A 20,131-nucleotide genomic window follows, 5' to 3' on the forward strand; every position below is an offset into this window, starting at 1 on the left:
TCGCAATTTCTTTCATTATAAATAAAAGTACCCCATAAGAGAGACTTTTTAAAGTGTCTATCTTATAGGGTACATTTTAAAATATGACGGGGTTTTAACTTTATTAACCGATGGAACCTTCCATCTCATATGAAATTAGTCTGTTCATTTCAACAGCATATTCCATTGGGAGTTCTTTAGTGAATGGCTCAATGAATCCCATGATAATCATATCTGTTGCTTCTTGTTCTGTAATTCCTCTACTCATTAAGTAGAATAATTGCTCTTCAGAAACTTTAGATACTTTTGCTTCGTGCTCAAGGGATACATTATCATTATAAATTTCATTATACGGAATAGTGTCTGAGAATGACTTATTATCTAAAATCAGTGTGTCACACTCAATGTTAGATTTAGCACCGCTAGCTTTACGTCCAAAGTGTACAATACCACGGTAAGAAACTTTTCCGCCGTCCTTCGAAATAGATTTCGAAACGATAGAAGATGATGTGTTTGGTGCTAGGTGATACATTTTAGCACCTGCATCCTGATGCTGTCCTTTTCCAGCTAAAGCGATAGAAATTGTCATTCCACGTGCACCTTCTCCTCTTAATAGAACAGAAGGGTATTTCATTGTTAACTTAGATCCCATATTACCATCAATCCACTCCATTGTCGCACCAGCTTCACACGTAGCACGCTTCGTAACAAGGTTATATACGTTGTTCGACCAGTTTTGGATTGTTGTATAACGGCAATAAGCATCTTTCTTAACGAAAATTTCAACTACTGCACTATGCAGAGAGCTTGTTGAGTAGATAGGTGCTGTACAACCTTCTACATAATGTACAGAAGCTCCTTCATCAACAATAATTAATGTTCTTTCGAATTGCCCCATATTTTCTGAGTTAATTCGGAAATATGCTTGTAATGGAGATGGAACACTTACACCTTTAGGTACATAAATGAATGATCCACCTGACCATACTGCTGTATTTAGTGCAGAGAATTTGTTATCAGAAGCAGGTATTACTTTTCCAAAATACTCTCTAAATAATTCTTCATGCTCCTGTAACGCAGAATCTGTATCAGAGAAAACAATTCCCTGTTTCTTTAAATCTTCTTCAAGGCTTTGATATACTACTTCGGATTCATACTGTGCAGATACACCTGATAAATATTTTTGCTCTGCTTCAGGAATTCCTAAACGATCAAAAGTTTGCTTGATTTCATCAGGAACCTCATCCCAAGTACGTCCTTGCATTTCAGATGGCTTAACATAGTAAATGATCTCATCGAAATCTAGTTCTGAAAGATCTCCACCCCATTGTGGCATTGGCTTACTATAGAAAATATCTAATGCCTTTAAGCGCTCTTCTAACATCCATTGTGGTTCTTCCTTTATACGTGAGATTTCTTCAACAACTTCTTTTGTTAAACCTCTTTCCGTACGAAAAACCGATACGTCTTTATCCTGAAAACCATACTTATATTCTTCAAATCCAGGCGCTTGTTTCGCCATGCGAAAACCTCCTTTGATTTTCTCTGAAAGATAGTTATTTACTATCTTCCACTTTTTCTGATTGCTCTGACTGCTCGTGCTTTACACCCTTCTCCATTGCTTCCCATGCTAATGTTGCACATTTAATTCGTGCTGGAAACTTTGAAACACCTTGTAAAGCTTCTATATCGGCTAAATCTAAATCTCCTGGATCAATTTCTTCTCCAAGCATCATATTTGAAAAGAGTGCTGACATTTGTAATGCATCTTCGATTTTCTGGCCTTTTATCGCTTGTGTCATCATTGATGCAGAGGACATACTAATCGAACAGCCTTCTCCTTCAAATTTCACATCTTTTACGATACCATCTTCGATTTGTAATTGTAGGGAAATACGGTCACCACAAGTTGGATTATTCATTTCAACCGTAAGTGCTCCATTGTCCAGTTTACCTCGATTACGAGGATATTTATAGTGATCCATAATTACTTGTCTATACAGTGTATCTAGGTTATTAAAAGACATCCCCGAAATACTCCTTCGTTTTGATGAGACCTTCAACTAAACGATCAACATCTTCCTTCGTGTTATATAAATAAAAACTTGCTCTAGCTGTTGCTGTTACTTCTAACCACTTCATTAACGGTTGTGCACAATGATGTCCTGCGCGAACAGCAATTCCTTGTGAGTCAAGCACTGTTGCAACATCGTGTGGATGAACATCACCTAAATTGAAAGTAATTACTCCTGCACGCTGCTTTGGACCATAAATAATAAGATCATCAATTGTCTTTAGCTTCTCCATTGCGTAAGCCACTAATTCTTGTTCATGCTGGTAAATATTATCCATACCAATTTCAGTCAAGAAATCAATTGCTGCTCCTAGTCCAACTGCTCCAGCAATAATTGGAGTTCCACCTTCGAATTTCCAAGGCAGTTCTTTCCAAGTCGAATCATAGAGGTTTACAAAATCAATCATTTCACCACCAAATTCAACTGGCTCCATTATTTCTAAATACTTACGTTTTCCATAAAGTACACCTATACCTGTTGGTGCACACATCTTATGTCCAGAAAACGCATAAAAATCACAATCTAATGCTTTTACATCAACTGTAGTATGTGGTGCTCCTTGAGCTCCATCAACTACAATAACTGCTCCATTTTCATGTGCAATTTCTGCTATTTCTTTTATTGGATTAACAGTACCAAGTACATTAGAGACATGAGCTACTGCAACAATTTTCGTGTTTTTAGTAATTGTGCTGCGTACATCATCTAAAGATAGTGTACCGTCTTCCTGTAATGGTATATACTTCAATGTTGCTCCAGTAATTTTTGCCGCTTGTTGCCAAGGAATTATATTACTATGATGCTCCATTGGTGTAATTACAATCTCGTCATTTTCAGTCAGGTTTTGACATGCATAACTACTTGCAACAATGTTTAAACCAGCTGTTGTTCCTCGATTGAAAATAATTTCTGCTGTACTATCCGCATTGATAAAGCGACGTACTTTCTCACGTGCTCCTTCATATAAATCTGTTGCACGTGTTCCTAATGTATGAACACCACGATGAACGTTAGAATTCACTGTTCGATAATAAGAATCTACCGCTTCTATCACAGAAATTGGCTTCTGTGAAGAAGCAGCAGAATCTAAATATACAAGAGGAGAGCCGTTCACTTCTTGATCTAAAATTGGAAAAGAGTTCTTGATGGATAAAATATCCATTAGCCTATTTTCCTTTCAATTAAATGTCTAAACTGATTTTGAACCGCTTCAACCGATAATTGGTTTACTACTGGCTCTAAAAATCCGTGAATAATTAATTGTTCAGCCTGTGCTTTTGTAATTCCACGGCTCATTAAGTAGTACATTTGGATTTCATCAACACGACCAACAGATGCTGCATGTCCTGCTGTTACATCATCTTCATCTATTAATAAAATTGGGTTTGCATCTCCACGTGCTTTCTCACTAAGCATTAGAATACGTGATTCTTGCACACCATTTGAGCGTGTAGCGCCTTTTTCAATTTTACCAATTGCATTAAAGATTGACGCTGTACGGTCTTTCATAACTCCGCGTTGCAGAATTTGTCCATCTGTATCTTTGCCAAAATGATGTGTTTTGGTTGTAAAGTTTTGTAATTGCTCCCCACTACCAATAGTCACCGTATTTGCATGACATACAGAATGGTCACCGACTAAATGTGTAATGTTCTCAGAAACTGTGTTTCCATCATTCATTTGACCTAATGCCCAATCAATCGTTGCATGGTCTTTTGCAATTCCACGACGGTTAATATATGTTGTTGTACCAGCTGCAAAGTTATCTACGGCACCAAATAAAATTTTAGCGTTATCCTCAGCAATAACCTCTGCTACTACATTGGAAACAGTTTTTGTCTCTTTATTATTAGAGAAGTAGTTCTCAATGTATGTAACAGAACTGTTTTCATCTGCAACTACTAATACATGATTAAATAAAGCAACTTCCTCATCTTCTTGCCAGAAAATTGTTTGAATTGGTTGTTCTACTTGTACATTTTTCGGAATATATACAAATACGCCACCATTCATTAAAGCACTATGAAGAGCTGTTAGTTTATGTTCATTTACAGATACAGCATCTGTCATATAATATTTTTTTACAAGGTCTGCATGATCACGAATAGCTGTGAAAATATCTGTGAAAATAACCCCTTGATTTTTTAACTCTTCACTTAAAGATGCGTATGCAACTGATTGGTTACGTTGAATAATTAAATTCTCTGGGAATTTTTCTGCATCTACATAATCTTGTAATTCTGTTGGAATTTCATGCAAGCATGAAATAGTTTCCCCTTCAGCTGTATGCTTAAAAGAAGTAAAATCCCATCTGCTGATATTTGTTTTATCAGGTTTTGGTAATTCTAATTTACTTGCTTGTTCTAACGCATCTAGGCGGAAGGATTTCATCCAATCTGGTTCGTTTTTATCTTTTGAAAACTGTTCAATATATTCTTTATCATATGGAAAAGCTGTACTAACAGTCATCTACTGATCCCTCCTACCTTATTATGCTTTATTACCAACTGTTTCGTCTTCAATACCTAGTTCTTCTTTAATCCACTCATAGCCTTCAGCCTCTAAGCGCTGTGCTAATTCTGGTCCACCAGACTTAACAATACGACCTTGCATCATTACGTGAACATGATCAGGCTCAATATAATTTAATAATCTTTGGTAGTGAGTGATCATCAAGCAACCAAAGTTTTCAGAACGCTGTTGGTTAATTGCTTTAGATACAACTTTTAATGCATCAATATCTAGACCGGAGTCAATCTCATCTAGAATAGCGATTGCTGGATTCATTAATGTTAATTGAAGAATCTCATTACGTTTTTTCTCTCCACCTGAGAATCCTTCATTTAAATAGCGTTGTGCCATATTTTGATCAATTTCTAATAAATCAAGTGCATTATCCATCTCTTTGATGAATTTCATTAATGGAATTTCATCGCCTTCTTCACGACGAGCGTTGATAGAAGAACGTAAGAAATCTGATGTTGTTACCCCACTAATTTCACTTGGGTACTGCATTGCTAAAAATAAACCAGCACGAGCGCGCTCATCTACTTCCATTTCTAAAACATCTTCTCCATCTAAATGAATGCTTCCTTCAGTAATTTCATAATTTGGGTGTCCCATAATAGCTGAAGCAAGTGTAGACTTACCTGTACCATTTGGTCCCATTACTGCATGAAATTCTCCACCTGTTATTGTAAGGTTTACACCTTTTAATATCTCATTATCTTCAACTGAAACATGAAGATTTTTAATTTCTAGTGTTGATCCTGCCATATTAATACCTCCAATTTGCTGGTGATGATATAGATTTTTAAAAAATCTATTCTCAATTTATTCTCATTATAATCTTAATGCATTACACACGATTTATCAACTGTTATGAATAATTATTATAAATAAGAAATGAACATAAAATATTTTAAGTGATTAAATTCCTAATCTTACTAGTGTAAATGTCTATTTCAAGGGTATAGATGTATGTCATGTCAGCATTTCTTGAAATTAACCGAATTACCCACCACGACGGACAAAACACCCTAACATCTGAGTCAATTCCAGAGCATAACCAGCTTTAGTCTACATTTTAAAACTAATAAATTTCATTTGTTCTATCTCTTATTTTATATTCTCTTAACACATGTTCATAAATCTTCTACCCTATTTTATTCAACAAAAGTATTTACTTTTCTTCCTACTATTATTCCTCGTCTTTAATGAATCGCTCTGGCTCATGATAAATTAAATGTTTGAAAATATTCGATACCGATCGAAATGCGTAGATTTTTTCTTTTGTTTCATTATCCTTACGAATTAATAAGCAAGGAACGCTTTCTATCTTATGTTCCTGCATAAATTCTGGAAAGAATGAGGCATTCATTTCATAGAAAAATTCCTCATGATAAATAGATTCAATTTGATCTAACATCGAACGCGCAACATGGCATGTTCCGCAGAACGGAGAGTTAATAAATAAAAAATAACTATCCTGCTTTAATATATCATTTGTAACTTTCTTCAAAAAAATCACCCAAATTCCAGTCTCTACAAATATGCTATATTTACTTCTATGTTTTTAGCTACTAATGCAATGGCTAAATCCTTTTCTGGAGTTGTTGCCACTTCTTTATATACCTTATTCACATGGATATGCTTTGCATGTGGTAGCTCTCTACTTAACTGTTTTCGCAGTTTTAATCCTGTCTTATCTTCATCCACTAATATATATACATCTTGATCATCTAATTCGTACTTATACAAAAGCTCATCAAATTGTTCTACACCTAATGTACCATTCGTGCATATAACCGTTACATCAGGATCAATAATTACTTTTTCAATTTTCTTCTTATCTGAACGACCTTCAACAATAATTATTTTCTCTAATCTATCTTCCCACATATTTATACACCCTTTATTTTGAGTTAAGAAACATAGATTGAAGCAATAGATCTAGCAAGATATATATAATATTAACGAAGAAAGGCTGATTGCAACCTATAGGTGCTAATCAGCCTTTTATACCAATAAAATATTAGCATAAGCATAACTAGCCTGTTAAATAGACCAGTCTTCCTTTATTTAATTAGTCTTCTTGAACGAATGATGCATATTCATCTGCTGTTAATAACTCATCAAGCTCAGCTGGATCAGATACTTCTACAACAATCATCCATGCACTCTCATAAGGAGATTCATTTACATATTCTGGACTATCGTCAAGGTCTTCGTTTATTTCAACAACTTTTCCGCTTACTGGAGCATATAATTCTGAAACTGTTTTAACAGATTCTACACTACCAAACGGCTCGTCAGCTTCTACTTCGTCACCAACTTCAGGAAGTTCAACGAAAACGATGTCTCCAAGCTCAGACTGAGCAAAGTCTGTAATTCCGATTCGTACTTTATCTCCTTCTTTTTTAACCCACTCATGTTCTTCTGAATACAATAAATCCTCTGGTAAATTCATTAAAAATCCCTCCGTTAATAAAATCTAATTTATTATACAAGCTATCTATAATTATTGCTAGCTTATAAACTTATAGTATGTGTTCAATTAAAAACAAGCCAACATAGAAAGTCACCTTATTATGTTTGTTGGACTGTTTGAACTTCCTATTATAACCAATTTTCTTCAAACATTGCTTCATTAAAACCAACAGTTACTTTCTCACCATCTGTTGTAATAGGACGCTTTACAAGCATTCCATTAGAAGCTAAATATGTAGCCATTTCCTCTACGCTTGCATCCTTTAACTTATCTTTCATTCCTTGCTCACGATAGACTTTCCCACTAGTGTTAAAAAACTTTCTTTCTGGTACATCTGCTTTTTCGAAGTAATCTAGAAACATTTCTTTTGAAGGTGTTTCTTCCACAATATGCTTTATTTCAAAATCTTTATTGTTTTCCTCTAACCACTTCTTTGCTTTTTTACATGTACCACAATTTGGATACCAATAAAAAGTTAAAGCCATTCTATTCTCTCCCTACTGTTGTCTACTCAATGACATATTACCACATATTTTCATCCTATACCTTCTTTTTTCTTAGTTTATATAAGAAAATTAAAAAGCATTTTTAAAATTATCCTCCGGAAAATTTAGAAGACTTGATTTTAACACATTATGTATTAAATTTAGTTGATGAAAATGTGTCAATCCCTTGTCTCATAACTATCAATAAAAATAATAAAGAGAATAATTTTATGACTTTAATGCGAAAATTCTTCTAGAAATTTCTTCACCAATTTGTAGTGATGCTGTCGCTGCTGGAGAAGGCGCATTACAAATATGAATACTTCTTTTTCCATCAATAATTTGAAAATCATCTACTAAGCTTCCATCAGAAAGCAATGCTTGAGCACGCACACCTGCTGGAGCACTAATCAGATCATCTTCTGTTATCTCTGGAATTAACTCTTGTAGACTTTTAACAAATAATCCTTTGCTAAAGGAGCGCTTCATTTCCTCAAGTCCTTCTTTCATGTACTTACCAGCTAATTTCCAAAACCCTTTATACATTAATGTTTCTCCAAGATCTTTTACGTGAAAATCAGTTTTTCGATATCCTTCACGTTTAAAGCTCAGTACAGCATTAGGTCCTGCTTCTACTTCTCCATCAATCATCCGAGTAAAATGAACGCCTAAAAAAGGAAAATCTGGGTTCGGAACAGGATAAATTAAATTTTTTACTAAATAACGCTTTTCTGGCTTTAATTTATAATACTCCCCACGAAATGGAACGATCTTCAAATCAGCATGATATCCAGCCATTTTTGCTATTCGATCACTATGCAACCCAGCACAATTGACAAGCAGCTTTCCTTTATAGTTTCCACGTTTTGTTTCTACAACAACTTCATCTGGATTCTCAGTAATTGCTTGAACTGGCGATTCTAAAAGGATTTCCCCTCCAGCTTCACGAATTAATTCTCCAAGTTTTTCGCTTACCTGTTTATAATTAACAATTCCTGCAGCAGGGACAGAAATACCTTCTATGCCATTCACATGTGGTTCTAATTCTCGCAATTCATCTTGATTTATTTTTTTAATAACAAGCTCGTTTTGCTGCCCGCGTTCATATAAATTTTGCAGTAATGGTAACTCCTCTTCTTTTGTTGCTACAATAATTTTCCCACACGGATCAAAATCAATACCATGTGCTTCACAGAACGCCTTCATAGATTCATTTCCTGCTTTAGCAAACCTTGCTTTATAACTACCTGGTTGATAATAAATACCTGAATGGATGACTCCACTATTATGCCCTGTTTGATGCTTTGCTAATTCATCTTCCTTTTCAAGTAAAAGAAGTTTAGCGTCTGGCTTCTGTTTTAATAACTCATAACTTACGGAAAGTCCGACAATCCCTCCACCGACTACGATATAATCAAACATACGAGTCCTCCTTATATATAATTAACGTATACTATGTTTAAAATTATCATTAAAAAATCAACAGATTTCAAGAAAATTTGGAACAAAATTTCATCTGCTTCTTAAGCCATCTTTTCTCTTCTATAGGTATCTGTTTATTTAATTCGTATCGTTAATTTTAATATTATCATAATTTAAATAAGGGAGTAGCATTCAAAATATTACAAACTTTTGAGATGCACTCCCTTTTTCATTCAACCTCTATTGCCAATTTAAGGTCTAAGTTAATACCTATTCTTTACTGACATTCCAGAATACATGAGATAAAGAATAGTCATACCCTTTTATATTGCTTCTAGTGGCATGAATATTTTTGGTATCTCCATACTTAACTAAAGGTAAATAATTATAAAACTCATCCTGAAGTTCACCAAAATAATCACTTGCTTCCTCTGGTGAAGCGGCTGTTCTTATTTGTTCAATAAAACTATCTATTTCAGGGCTATTTGTCCAACCAGGATATTGTGTTGCTGAATCAAGCCATATATTATTCAATGGATGTGGTTCATAACTAAATCCTGTTGCAAACATATCCCATGCTGTTTCATCTTCACGATGTGTTAATAAAGTCGCCCAATCATACACATCTAATTTAACATTTATCCCGACTTCTTTTAGTTGTTGTTGAACAGAAACTGCTGCATTATAATGATCTTCGTATGCTCTACTTACCAAAAACACTATTTCTTCACCATCATAACCTATCTCATCAAGTAATTCTTTCGCCTTTTCAATATCCTTCTGATTATATCTATCAATACCTTCTTCCCTGTAAAAACTTGTTTGTATCTCTGGAACTAATGCATGGGATGGTGCAGCAAATTTTTCACTTGAATAAGCCGCAAGCAACACCTCTTCTAAGTCTAAAGCATAGTTAATTGCTTGACGTGCTTTAACATCACTAAAGAATCCATGCTTTTTATTAAATACCATCATTGCAAATCCATTATCAGGGGTATAAACCGTAATATTTGGATCATTTTCTAACCTATCATAATCATCATAAGGTAATAATGTTGCCATATCATACTGGCCACTGATAAGACCAGCGACACGTGTTGAAGCATCATCAACAATTTCGAGATGTAATTCATCTACTAAAACTTCTTTTTTTCCTGCAAAACCATCTGCTGGTGTTGATAAAGGTTGATAATCCTCAAATTTTTTCAGATGTAAATATTGATCTGCCCTCCATTCTTTCACTTCATAAGGGCCTGTACCAACATATTCTGTAACCCCATCAGCTCCAGCATTATCAACAATTTCTTTCGGCATAATTGCCAAATATTGAATAGTATTGGAAAGCGCAATTAGTGTAACTGTATTTCTCTCAGGAAGTTGCATCACAACCGTATAATCATCTTCCGCTTCAAAAGTTGCATCTGCAAAATTACTTTTTCCAAGAGAAGATACTTCTACCCATTTATCATAAGAAGCAATTACATCCTCTGATGTCATTTCTTTTCCATTATGAAATTTAACTCCTTCTCTTAATTTAAATGTGTATGTTTTCCCATCCTCACTAATTTCCCACTCTTCAGCTAGCATAGGTTGTGGCTCTAACTCGCTATCTAGAGCTACAAGTGTTTCAAAAATTGGGGATGTGAAATCTTTGGTTATTGTTGCAGTGGTAATATGTGGATCCAAGCCAGGTGGCTTATTATCGTAAGCTACTGTTAATATATTTTTTCCATTTTGATCCTCTTGATTGTTATCATTTGTAGCATCTTCTTCTGAATTACAAGCAAGTAAACTTAAAATCACACCTAGATAGATTACTAACAAGATTGTTCGTTTATATTTCATATGCTCACCTTTCCTGAACGTGGAGTTAAGTGCTTCGTATATATAACAAATATAAACAGGTTCAATATAGATGAAATAAGCTTATAACTGATAATATTCTGGTTTACGATGTTCAAAACATGGGATTGTATTTCGAAACTCATCAACTTTTGTAATATCAATATCGGCTGTAATGATACCTTCGCCTTCTGGAGCTCTTGCAATAACAGTTCCCCAAGGGTCAACAATCATACTACTACCGTATTTTGCATCCTCCACCCCTTCTCCAGTATCATAAAAACCATACTGTCCTGTCGCAATCACATAACATTGATTCTCTACAGCTCTTGCTCTAATAAGCAATTCCCAATGTAGATATCCGGTATAGATAGGAAAAGCAGCTGGAATAAACATAATTTGAGCTCCTTGAAGTGCTAATGAACGATATAATTCTGGAAATCTTACATCATAACATATGCTTAATCCCATTTTTCCAACTGGAGTATCTACTACTGATAATTCCGTTCCTGGCTTAATTGCGTCAGATTCTTTGATTGAAATTCTATCTTCCATTTCAACATCATATAAATGCATTTTTCGATAAGTCGCAATGATTTCACCTTGGTCATTAAAAAGAACACTAGTATTATAGGAGCGGCCATCATCAGCCTTTTCCATAAAACTTCCACAGTTTATATAAATTCCTAATTCCTTAGCTTTTTCACTAAAAAGATTAGTAGTTGGGCCAGGAATTGTCTCACTAATCTTTTGCTTCAATTCCTTATCATCTGGCCCCATATAGTCAATATACTCTGGTAAACATACTAATTTTGCTCCTTCTTTAGCTGCTTGATCAACAAATTTAAGGGCTTTTTGAATATTTTTCTCTTTATCCTCTCGCACATTCATTTGAATGGAAGCTACCTTCATCAAATATCCTCTCCTTAATTTTCAAGTGTAATCGTTTACATTTTCCAACTTAAAGATACTATCATTTTCATTTGTGCTGTAATAACCTATTTAAGAATATCGAAGTTATCACCTCCATTAATGGTAACTTTTAAAGATTATCTCCAATTTTCTTCCTTACTGTATGAAGATGTTTTCTCATTTTTAATGCTGCTAATTTTGAATTTCTCGCTTTAATAGCATCAAAAATAGCCTTGTGTTCTTCGTATATATGTTCTCTTTTTAATTTCAAACCAATATTTTGTTTTAAGGAAAATTGTAATGCTTTATGATATAGCTCAGAAGTATTTTCAATGGTTTGGACTAAAAATGAGTTGTATGAAGAACGAATAATAATTTTATGGAAATTATAATCTGCTTCATCACCAAGGATTGTATCATCATTTACGAAGGTCTCTTTAAGTGTATATAATGCCTGTTCCAGTTCAATAATATCCTCTTGTTTATGCCTAATTGCCGCAAGAGCAGTTGCTTCTGTTTCAATAATCGTTCGTAATTCTAGCAATTCATAAACCTTTTCAATATCTAGCATTTCTAATCTTGCTTTTTCTAACATATCTGTAACTCTTACTTCTCTTACCCAGTTCCCTCCACCTTGCCTCTGTTCAACTATTCCAATTGCAGAAAGTATGCTTAGTGCCTCTCTCACTGGTGAACGACTAATTTTAAACATTTTCGCTAATTCAGTTTCTGAAGGAAGCTTAGTGTTTACTGGAAAAGTGCCATCCTGTATTAATATTTTTAAATTATCAAATACTTGTTCAGAAATTTTACGACGATCTATAGTGAAGGACACAGTATTCACCCCTACCTAATTTCATTATTATAACTTGAATGATTGTATGTTGTATGACAAGCATACATCTATATTCAGAAAATTACAATACTGTTTTTTCTAAAAATATTAACTATTTAGATTTCGCGCATAAAAAAGCGCAAAGATTACTTTGCGCTTTTTAAGGTAATTATTTAATTCAAACCGCTACCTATTTCTGATAAAATTCTGCTAATGCTTCAATTACATGACATGTACAACGAATTCCATTAAAGAAATTATCTACTCCAATATTTTCATTTGGAGAATGATTAGCTTCATCAAAATTCGCATATGGAACAATTACAGAGGGAACTTCTAAAACTTGTGTCCAGACATAGTCAGGTAATCCTCCGCCAAGGCTTGGTTGCATCACAGGCGGTTGCTTATAAGATTTTTCTACAGCATCTCGAATAACTTGAACAATTTCTTGATCTGGTGATGTGCGAGAAGGATGACGCATACTATGGACTTTAATTTCCATATCTGGTGCATGCTTTGCTACATGTTTTTTGAATTTCTCTAAAATATCATATGGATCTTGGTCTACAACGAGACGCATATCCATTTTTAGCACTGCTTTTCCTGGAATAATTGTCTTTCTACTTCCACAATTAAATCCAGCAATATTCATTGTCGGTTCTAAAGTCAGCTTACGGTAGTATTCTTCTCCAGTCATCTGAAGGTCCTTATAACCAATTTTTTCTCCTAATTCTTCTTGGTTATATGGTAAGGTTTTTAGTAATTCTAATTCGGTTTCTGTTGGTGTACGGACATCATCATAGAAACCTTCAATCAATACATTACCTTCTTTGTCTCGCATTGTATTTAATAACTCTACTAACTTCCATGCAGGGTTTGGTACGATATTTCCTTTGTTTCCTGAATGATTATCCCAATCAGCACCATGAGCTTCAAGTTCAACATAAACAATCCCTCTTGCTCCGAGTAAAACAAATGGTGCTCCACTATCATGCATAGGTCCATCAGAAGTATATGCTAAATCTGCTTTTAGTAATTCTTTATGCGCTTCTACAAATGGGATAAGGTTAGGACTCCCCTTTTCCTCTTCTCCTTCAAAAACAAACTTAATATTAATTGGCAGTTCTCCTGCTACCTCTTGATATGTCTTCACTGCTAGAAGCTGTGCCATAAGTTGTCCCTTATTATCTCCTGCTCCACGACCATAAATTCTTCCATCACGAATGGTTGGCTCAAATGGTGGGCTATCCCATTCTTCAATAGGATCTGGTGGCTGTACATCATAATGACCATAGATAAGCAATGTAAAATACTCAGGGTCATTGATAATTTCTCCATAAATCACAGGATGACCAGCAGTTGGAATAATTTGCGTTTTAATTCCAATCTCTTCCATCATTTTTGTTAATAATTCTCCTGTTTCAGCAATACCAATATTCTGAGCACTGATACTTTTTTGTCTTAAAAGGGTAAAAAGTGTTTCTAAGTATTCCTCTTGTTTTTCTTTGATTCGATTCTCTATTGCTGCAATTACCATCATTCATCCACTCCTCGTAAATATCTAAGATTGTCTTCTATGTATGTAAAAAGTGATAGGTGAAAAGCGTTACACACCTTTCACCTACCTATCCACTATTTCTTTTCAGAATGATATTTAGCTAATTCTTCGATCACATGACATGTACAAATAATTCCATTGAAGAAATTATCTACGCCAATGTTCTCATTTGGTGAATGGTTTGCTTCATCAAAGTTTGCATATGGCACTACAACAGATGGCGCACGTAAAATTTGTGTCCATACATAATCAGGTAAGCTTCCGCCCATACTTGGCTGCATAACTGGCTTTTGGCGATATGCTTTTTCTACTGCATTTTTCACTGCCTCAACCACTGGTGAGTCTGCAGGTGTACGAGAAGGTTTCATCGCACCTTGATCAACTACTTCGACATGTGGTGCATGCTTAGCTACATGCTTTTTAATTTTTTCTAAAATATCAGCAGGATCTTGATCAATAATCAGACGAGTATCCATCTTCACTGTTGCTGTTGCTGGAATAATTGTTTTCGAACCTTCACCAGCATATCCACTTGTGAAACCATTAATTGTAAAGGTTGGCTCTAAAGATAATTTTTGATAATATTCTTCACGTGTCATGTCAAAGCCTTTATAACCAATTTGTTCAGCTAATTCTTCTTTATTAAATGGTAATGTTTTAAGAATTTCTAACTCTGTTTCTGTCGGTGCAATAATATCATCGTAGAAACCTTCAATTAAAACTTTTCCGTTTTCATCACGCATTGTATTTAATAATTCTACTAAGTCCCAAGCTGGGTTTGGTACGATATTTCCTTTGTTTCCTGAATGATTATCCCATTCTGCCCCCTTAGCAGTTAGGTCAAAAGATAAAATACCACGAACACCTAATAATACAAACGGCGCACCACTATCATGCATAGGTCCATCTGAAGTATAGACTAAATCAGCCTTTAAAAGCTCTTTGTTTTCCTCAACAAATTTAGCTAAATTTGGGCTTCCACTTTCTTCTTCACCTTCAAAAACAAATTTAATATTAATCGGAAAATCTCCAACTACTTCCTGATATGTTTTAATTGCTAAAACTTGTGCCATTAATTGGCCTTTATTATCTCCTGCACCACGACAATAAATTTTCCCATCACGAATCGTAGGCTCGAATGGTGGACTTAACCATTCATCGATAGGATCTTCAGGCTGCACATCATAATGACCATAAATAAGTAATGTAAAATTGCTAGGGTCATTAATAATTTCTCCATAAACAACTGGGTAACCATCTGTTGGGATTGCTTTCGTTTTAATACCAACGTCCTCCATCATACCCTTTAACATCTCACATGTTTCTTCCATTCCGATATTTTGTGCACTAATACTTCTTTGTCTTAGAATGGTAAATAATGTATCTAAGTACTCGTCCTTTTTTGCAGTTACAAGCTCTCTTACTTTTTCCATGCTCATTACTTTCACTCTCCATTGTATAAAATCAGTTTTATGTTCACTGGTCTATTCCAGATTCTCTTCAACTGATTTCTTTATTTCAATAGAATGCTTTTTTATGTATTTTCAAATAATTCTACTTTTAAAAATTCAGAAGCAATTCTATCGTTTATCACACACTAACTAAAATTATAAATTGATTAGCATAAAATCGCAAGCGGTCAATAAAGTATCCGTTTACATAAGAATTTTGCAGAGAAAAAGAGTTCTAAGTCATGCTATAATAGGACTAACGCAAATTTCACACTAGGAGGAATGGAAAATGAAGGTATACGCATTAAGCGGTTCAAGTGGTACAGGAAAAAGCACAAGTGCACTGCTTTTTGCACATAATCATGACATTCCTGTAATCATCGATGATGGCCTACTTATTTATAATGGAACAAAGATTGCTGGAAGCTCTGCAAAATACGAGCAAAATACGATTACAGCAATTAAACGTGCTGTTTTTTTCTATGAGGATCATCGCTATGAAATTATTAATAAATTAAAAGATATTAATCCGCATAAAATTTTGCTTATAGGAACATCTAAACGAATGGTTAAGCAAATTGCTGAAAGATTAGAGCTTGGAGAAATTGATCAGCATATCGATGTAACAGATATTCGTACTTCAAGTGAAATCAAAATGGCAGAATTTATTCGAAGAACACAAGGGGAACATGTTATACCTATCCCTTCTATACAAATTGAGCACGGTCTTTTTAAAAAATTAATTTTAAAAGGGACACAGGTCTTTTCTAAACAGCGCAAAATAATTGGGGAGACAACTGTTGTTCGACCAAATTTCCAATTAGGGTCTATTTCCATCTCTCCTGATGTATTAAAACAAATTGTTGCCTATCGTTGTCGACAAACAAACGAAATCGAAAGCTATCAACACATTAAAATTACATTAGATAATTTCTTACCTATTATAAAACTACAGATTGAAATCAAAGCTGAAAAAGATGCAAACATTTCAGCAATCATCAAGAATCTTCAAGATGCCCTACGCCAAGATTTCTTACAGCATCTAAATGTTGAAGTTTATACCATTGATACCCAAGTAACAAAAATGAATTTTGTATAAGAAAAACATACTAAGGTTTAATAGTGACTCTAAGCTACACTACTAAACATTAGTATGTTTTTAATTTGCCTCTTCTATTATCTCTCCCAATCTATCAAAAAAAGGGTATCCAAATGAAAAATAAGTAAAATCATCATATAAAACTACATAATCATCATTCATTGTAAACCAGCCACCATTGGTCTTTACTTTTGCAATCGCCTTTTCTGTTTTGGGTGTTAGGATTTTGTATTTAGCAAGCACTTTATCTTCTTTTAGAAAAGCAATTCCATATTTCGTTTTCATACGAAATCGATTTAAACCCAGTTGTCCAGTATCATAAAGCCCAGTCCCAAACCCTTCTTTGAACAGCAAACTAGGATCATCTATTTCCCAAAATACTTCTCCATCTTTCTCAATTAAAATTTTATCGCTTGGGAGAACTCTTCAAAAGCAGGAGTAGAAATATCTAAAATAGTATCGATACAAACAAATAAAAGGATCACAATGATACCTAATTTAATTTTTTTCTTCATAAGCTGTACTTCCATTGGTCTTCATCCATCTTAAATAACTAACAAAAAATCCTATAGAGTAAGCCATTTAAAATGTCTACTCTATAGGATGCTATTCATGCTATGTTAAGTCTAAAATTATTTAGTAACTCCTGCTTCTTTTAATGCGGTAATTTCTTCATCACTATATCCTAAATCTTTTAATACCGAATCTGAATGTTCTCCTAGCCCTGGTGGTACAGTATTGATTTCTCCAGGTGTACGAGAAAGTTTCACTGGAATCCCTAACATGCGTAGATTTCCAACTGTTGGATGTTCCTTCTCCACAACCATTTCTCTATATTTAATATGCTCATCTTCAAGGATATCTGAGAATTTATTCACAGGCCCAACTGGAATTTTAGCATTTTCAAAGATTTCAACCCATTCTTTAACTGTGCGATTAGCGAAAAGCTCCTCTAACAATGCAAGTAATGTCTCACGTTGTTCTACACGCTGTGGGTTCGTTGCGTATTTTTCATCACGCAGAATATCCTCATCCATCGCTTCTACAAATGACTTCCAAAGGTTATCATTACCTACAGCTAGGATGAAATGTCCATCAGATGCACCAAACACTTGATATGGAACGATATTTGGATGTGCTCCTCCTAGAGGCTTTGGATCTTCTCCTGTTGCAAAATAGTTTCCTGCTAGATAAGTTTGCCATGATACCATTGTATCAAGTAAAGAAGCATCCACCCATTGTCCTTCACCAGAAATATCTCTTTCTCTTAATGCAGACAGAATACCAATAATCGCCCACATTCCTGTACCAATATCTGCAAGTGAATAACCACCCTTCACTGGTGGTCCATCAGGTTCACCTGTCACCGACATTAATCCACCCATACCTTGGGCTAATACATCATAGCCTGGTTTTAATGCGTACGGTCCTGTTTGCCCAAAGCCAGAAATAGAGGCTAATACTATACCAGGATTTAACTCTTTTAATGTGTCATAGTCTGCACCTAGACGCTTTAGTGTTCCTGGACGGAAGTTTTCTACTACGACATCTGCGTCTTTCACTAATTTATAAAATACTTCTTTACCTTTTTCTTCTTTTAAGTTCAACACGATACTTTTCTTATTACGGTTTACACTTAAATAATACGCACTTTCTTCATTAATAAATGGAGGACCCCATTGTCTTGTATCGTCTCCATTTGGTGTTTCAATTTTAATTACTTCCGCACCTAAGTCTGCAAGTGTCATTGTACAGAATGGGCCGCTTAGAATTCTTGTTAAATCAATTACTTTTATACCTTGAAGTGGTAACATATTTTTTCCTCCCCTTACTTCTATATATCTATCATAATTTATTGTAAGATTTCAGCCAAGCATTAGCTTGTTGAATAGCATATAGAGGATGTTCAAAAGACCAACAAAAATGACCTTTTTGAACACGTACATATATTTTATTTAAAATTAGGTTTTCTCTTTTCTTTAAATGCTAGCACACCTTCTGGGAAGTCATGTGGATCAACATTTGACTCAAAATGACTTGGATATGGAATGTCAATAGAATGTGTTGCATAAGCTACGCCTTCCTTCACTGCACGTAAGGAAGCTGGTGATTGTTCTTTAATTTTATGAGCCATATTAATAATGAAGTTACTTGGATTCTCATCTTCTGTTACTAAATAATTAAGCAGTCCCCATTGATATGATTCTTCTGCATCTAAAAGCCTTCCTGTAAACACGAAGTCTTTCGCTCTACTTGGTCCCACCATTTCAACAATTCTTTTGACAAACTTTTTACTTAATGTAATTCCAAGACCACCTACAGGAATACCCATTTTAGTCTCATGTGTACCAATTCTTAAATCACATGCTAATGCTAATTGAAATCCTGCACCAATTCCGTATCCATTAATTAGTCCAATGGTAGGGATCGGTAGTCTTTCAAAAGTAGAAATTGCATCTTCCATAATACGAAACGCTTCATCTGCTTCCTCTAATGTCATACGTGAAAATTCTTTAATATCTGATCCTGCGGTAAATGAACCTTTAGAACCTTTTAGGACAACAACTCGAGTGCGCGGATTTTTCGGTATTTCCCGACCTATGGATGCCAATTCATTCCACATTTTCTTTGTCATCGCATTTTTGAAGTTTGGGCGATGAATCGTTACAATTGCAATTCCAGCACTTTCCTGTAATGTAATTTTCCCATCTTCTTCAATTCTTGTGATTTTTACACGCATATGTGTTTTCCCCTTCCTTAGCCACTCGTGACTAAATTATCTTTTAAATGAACCTCAATGCGCTTCATGGATTCTTCATTGTGACGAACTAATATTTCTGTTGCAGCAGCTATCTCGTTTTCTTCTAATTTCTTAACAATTTCTTGATGCTCTTGTACAGACTTATCTATATTTCTTTCACCAAGAAAAGATATACGTTGTAGTGAAAGCAGTGGTCTTCCTAGCCTTGCATACATATTTTTTATAATTTCACTTTCACCCATACTAATGATGCAATTATGAAATTTTTGATTTAGCAAAGCATAAGCCTCTATATCTTCCTTATTTCTTTTCATCTCTTGCAATAAATCAATCATTACTTGTAATAGCTCTGTTTCAACACCGTTCTCTGCAATTCTTTTCATTGCTAGAGATTCTAAAAGCATGCGAATTTCTAGCAAATTACGAATCTCTGCTTCTGAATATCCTTTTACTACCGCACCCTTTCTCGGTATTCTCTCAACTAATCCTTCTATGGTTAAAAGATATAATGCTTCCCTAACAGGTGCTCTACTTGTGCCAAATTCTTCTGCATAGACAGTTTCAACGATTTTCTCTCCTGGCTGTAATGTACCAGTGATAATTTGTTCTGTGATTTTTTCGGCAATGATATGAGATAGCGAATTATTATCTATAATTTGATTTTTACTCACTTTAGCAACTCCTATCTCTTTCTTTTTAAAATTGTCGACAGTCAACTTTAT

Annotated in this window: 21 protein-coding genes; 1 reads left to right on the top strand and 20 read right to left on the bottom strand. The window is 34.6% G+C overall.

Annotation, left to right across the window (positions count from 1 at the left end):
* Window positions 1–103: 103 nt before the first annotated feature.
* From sufB to AB4Y30_RS12370, 15 genes are all read right to left on the bottom strand, one after another.
* Window positions 104–1,501 (bottom strand): Fe-S cluster assembly protein SufB, encoded by a 1,398-nt coding sequence (sufB, locus tag AB4Y30_RS12300; RefSeq protein WP_368652527.1) that lies wholly within the window; start codon window positions 1,499–1,501, stop codon window positions 104–106.
* 34 nt (window positions 1,502–1,535) lie between these two features.
* Window positions 1,536–2,006 (bottom strand): Fe-S cluster assembly sulfur transfer protein SufU, encoded by a 471-nt coding sequence (gene sufU, locus AB4Y30_RS12305; protein WP_368652528.1) that lies wholly within the window; start codon window positions 2,004–2,006, stop codon window positions 1,536–1,538.
* Window positions 1,996–3,216 (bottom strand): cysteine desulfurase, encoded by a 1,221-nt coding sequence (locus AB4Y30_RS12310; RefSeq protein ID WP_368652529.1) that lies wholly within the window; start codon window positions 3,214–3,216, stop codon window positions 1,996–1,998. Before AB4Y30_RS12310 ends, sufU begins: the two co-directional genes overlap by 11 nt.
* Window positions 3,216–4,523, bottom strand: coding sequence for a Fe-S cluster assembly protein SufD (gene sufD / locus AB4Y30_RS12315; RefSeq protein ID WP_368652530.1), 1,308 nt, complete (start codon window positions 4,521–4,523; stop codon window positions 3,216–3,218). Before sufD ends, AB4Y30_RS12310 begins: the two co-directional genes overlap by 1 nt.
* Window positions 4,524–4,544: 21 nt before the next feature.
* Window positions 4,545–5,330: a Fe-S cluster assembly ATPase SufC gene (gene sufC, locus AB4Y30_RS12320; RefSeq protein ID WP_368652531.1), complete on the bottom strand. Its 786-nt coding sequence runs from the start codon at window positions 5,328–5,330 to the stop codon at window positions 4,545–4,547.
* Window positions 5,331–5,754: 424 nt separating this feature from the next.
* On the bottom strand, window positions 5,755–6,075 hold the full coding sequence (locus AB4Y30_RS12325; RefSeq protein ID WP_368652532.1) for a thioredoxin family protein: 321 nt from the start codon (window positions 6,073–6,075) through the stop codon (window positions 5,755–5,757).
* Between the two features lie 23 nt (window positions 6,076–6,098).
* On the bottom strand, window positions 6,099–6,455 hold the full coding sequence (locus AB4Y30_RS12330) for a toprim domain-containing protein (RefSeq protein ID WP_368652533.1): 357 nt from the start codon (window positions 6,453–6,455) through the stop codon (window positions 6,099–6,101).
* Window positions 6,456–6,639: 184 nt separating this feature from the next.
* Window positions 6,640–7,023 carry a glycine cleavage system protein GcvH gene (gcvH, locus tag AB4Y30_RS12335; RefSeq protein WP_368652534.1) on the bottom strand — a complete coding sequence of 128 codons (384 nt, stop codon included), beginning with the start codon at window positions 7,021–7,023 and terminating at the stop codon, window positions 6,640–6,642.
* 149 nt (window positions 7,024–7,172) lie between these two features.
* Complete coding sequence (locus AB4Y30_RS12340; protein ID WP_368652535.1) at window positions 7,173–7,529, bottom strand: arsenate reductase family protein; 357 nt, start codon at window positions 7,527–7,529, stop codon at window positions 7,173–7,175.
* Between the two features lie 228 nt (window positions 7,530–7,757).
* Window positions 7,758–8,951, bottom strand: coding sequence for an L-2-hydroxyglutarate oxidase (lhgO, locus tag AB4Y30_RS12345; protein ID WP_368652536.1), 1,194 nt, complete (start codon window positions 8,949–8,951; stop codon window positions 7,758–7,760).
* Window positions 8,952–9,221: 270 nt separating this feature from the next.
* Window positions 9,222–10,796: an ABC transporter substrate-binding protein gene (locus AB4Y30_RS12350; protein ID WP_368652537.1), complete on the bottom strand. Its 1,575-nt coding sequence runs from the start codon at window positions 10,794–10,796 to the stop codon at window positions 9,222–9,224.
* 81 nt (window positions 10,797–10,877) lie between these two features.
* Entirely contained in the window at window positions 10,878–11,705 is an 828-nt protein-coding gene (locus AB4Y30_RS12355; protein ID WP_368652538.1) for a carbon-nitrogen hydrolase family protein, read from the bottom strand.
* A gap of 130 nt (window positions 11,706–11,835) precedes the next feature.
* Window positions 11,836–12,540 carry a FadR/GntR family transcriptional regulator gene (locus AB4Y30_RS12360; protein ID WP_368652539.1) on the bottom strand — a complete coding sequence of 235 codons (705 nt, stop codon included), beginning with the start codon at window positions 12,538–12,540 and terminating at the stop codon, window positions 11,836–11,838.
* 190 nt (window positions 12,541–12,730) lie between these two features.
* Complete coding sequence (locus tag AB4Y30_RS12365; protein ID WP_368652540.1) at window positions 12,731–14,080, bottom strand: M20/M25/M40 family metallo-hydrolase; 1,350 nt, start codon at window positions 14,078–14,080, stop codon at window positions 12,731–12,733.
* 92 nt (window positions 14,081–14,172) lie between these two features.
* On the bottom strand, window positions 14,173–15,537 hold the full coding sequence (locus AB4Y30_RS12370; RefSeq protein ID WP_368652541.1) for a M20/M25/M40 family metallo-hydrolase: 1,365 nt from the start codon (window positions 15,535–15,537) through the stop codon (window positions 14,173–14,175).
* Window positions 15,538–15,838: 301 nt separating this feature from the next.
* Between AB4Y30_RS12370 and AB4Y30_RS12375 the strand changes: the two genes are divergently transcribed.
* The gene (locus AB4Y30_RS12375; RefSeq protein ID WP_368652542.1) at window positions 15,839–16,648 is read left to right on the top strand and encodes a hypothetical protein; all 810 of its coding nucleotides are present in this window, start codon (window positions 15,839–15,841) and stop codon (window positions 16,646–16,648) included.
* A gap of 60 nt (window positions 16,649–16,708) precedes the next feature.
* On the opposite strand, the gene AB4Y30_RS12380 is transcribed toward AB4Y30_RS12375, so the two are convergent.
* The 5 genes from AB4Y30_RS12380 to AB4Y30_RS12400 all read right to left on the bottom strand — a co-directional run bounded on the left by AB4Y30_RS12380 (window position 16,709) and on the right by AB4Y30_RS12400 (window position 20,080).
* The gene (locus AB4Y30_RS12380) at window positions 16,709–17,002 is read right to left on the bottom strand and encodes a hypothetical protein (RefSeq protein ID WP_368652543.1); all 294 of its coding nucleotides are present in this window, start codon (window positions 17,000–17,002) and stop codon (window positions 16,709–16,711) included.
* Between the two features lie 44 nt (window positions 17,003–17,046).
* The gene (locus AB4Y30_RS12385; RefSeq protein WP_368652544.1) at window positions 17,047–17,178 is read right to left on the bottom strand and encodes a hypothetical protein; all 132 of its coding nucleotides are present in this window, start codon (window positions 17,176–17,178) and stop codon (window positions 17,047–17,049) included.
* 102 nt (window positions 17,179–17,280) lie between these two features.
* Entirely contained in the window at window positions 17,281–18,462 is a 1,182-nt protein-coding gene (locus AB4Y30_RS12390) for a CaiB/BaiF CoA transferase family protein (protein WP_368652545.1), read from the bottom strand.
* Between the two features lie 137 nt (window positions 18,463–18,599).
* Window positions 18,600–19,388, bottom strand: coding sequence for an enoyl-CoA hydratase-related protein (locus tag AB4Y30_RS12395; RefSeq protein ID WP_368652546.1), 789 nt, complete (start codon window positions 19,386–19,388; stop codon window positions 18,600–18,602).
* A 17-nt stretch (window positions 19,389–19,405) separates the two neighbouring features.
* Complete coding sequence (locus tag AB4Y30_RS12400) at window positions 19,406–20,080, bottom strand: GntR family transcriptional regulator (RefSeq protein ID WP_368652547.1); 675 nt, start codon at window positions 20,078–20,080, stop codon at window positions 19,406–19,408.
* Between the last annotated feature and the right edge of the window lie 51 nt (window positions 20,081–20,131).

This window comes from Ornithinibacillus sp. 4-3 (assembly GCF_040958695.1).
Lineage (GTDB): Bacteria > Bacillota > Bacilli > Bacillales > Amphibacillaceae > CALAMD01.

Excerpts from the sequence above, each read along its gene's own strand:
- AB4Y30_RS12395 (WP_368652546.1), bottom strand. The coding sequence starts at position 19,388 with ATGCGTGTAAAAATCACAAGAATTGAAGAAGATGGGAAAATTACATTA.
- AB4Y30_RS12310 (WP_368652529.1), bottom strand. The coding sequence starts at position 3,216 with ATGGATATTTTATCCATCAAGAACTCTTTTCCAATTTTAGATCAAGAA.
- sufU (WP_368652528.1), bottom strand. The coding sequence starts at position 2,006 with ATGTCTTTTAATAACCTAGATACACTGTATAGACAAGTAATTATGGAT.
- sufC (WP_368652531.1), bottom strand. The coding sequence starts at position 5,330 with ATGGCAGGATCAACACTAGAAATTAAAAATCTTCATGTTTCAGTTGAA.
- sufD (WP_368652530.1), bottom strand. The coding sequence starts at position 4,523 with ATGACTGTTAGTACAGCTTTTCCATATGATAAAGAATATATTGAACAG.
- AB4Y30_RS12370 (WP_368652541.1), bottom strand. The coding sequence starts at position 15,537 with ATGAGCATGGAAAAAGTAAGAGAGCTTGTAACTGCAAAAAAGGACGAG.
- AB4Y30_RS12390 (WP_368652545.1), bottom strand. The coding sequence starts at position 18,462 with ATGTTACCACTTCAAGGTATAAAAGTAATTGATTTAACAAGAATTCTA.
- sufB (WP_368652527.1), bottom strand. The coding sequence starts at position 1,501 with ATGGCGAAACAAGCGCCTGGATTTGAAGAATATAAGTATGGTTTTCAG.
- AB4Y30_RS12355 (WP_368652538.1), bottom strand. The coding sequence starts at position 11,705 with ATGAAGGTAGCTTCCATTCAAATGAATGTGCGAGAGGATAAAGAGAAA.
- gcvH (WP_368652534.1), bottom strand. The coding sequence starts at position 7,023 with ATGAATTTACCAGAGGATTTATTGTATTCAGAAGAACATGAGTGGGTT.
- AB4Y30_RS12385 (WP_368652544.1), bottom strand. The coding sequence starts at position 17,178 with ATGGAAGTACAGCTTATGAAGAAAAAAATTAAATTAGGTATCATTGTG.
- AB4Y30_RS12330 (WP_368652533.1), bottom strand. The coding sequence starts at position 6,455 with ATGTGGGAAGATAGATTAGAGAAAATAATTATTGTTGAAGGTCGTTCA.
- AB4Y30_RS12375 (WP_368652542.1), top strand. The coding sequence starts at position 15,839 with ATGAAGGTATACGCATTAAGCGGTTCAAGTGGTACAGGAAAAAGCACA.
- AB4Y30_RS12365 (WP_368652540.1), bottom strand. The coding sequence starts at position 14,080 with ATGATGGTAATTGCAGCAATAGAGAATCGAATCAAAGAAAAACAAGAG.
- lhgO (WP_368652536.1), bottom strand. The coding sequence starts at position 8,951 with ATGTTTGATTATATCGTAGTCGGTGGAGGGATTGTCGGACTTTCCGTA.
- AB4Y30_RS12350 (WP_368652537.1), bottom strand. The coding sequence starts at position 10,796 with ATGAAATATAAACGAACAATCTTGTTAGTAATCTATCTAGGTGTGATT.
- AB4Y30_RS12340 (WP_368652535.1), bottom strand. The coding sequence starts at position 7,529 with ATGGCTTTAACTTTTTATTGGTATCCAAATTGTGGTACATGTAAAAAA.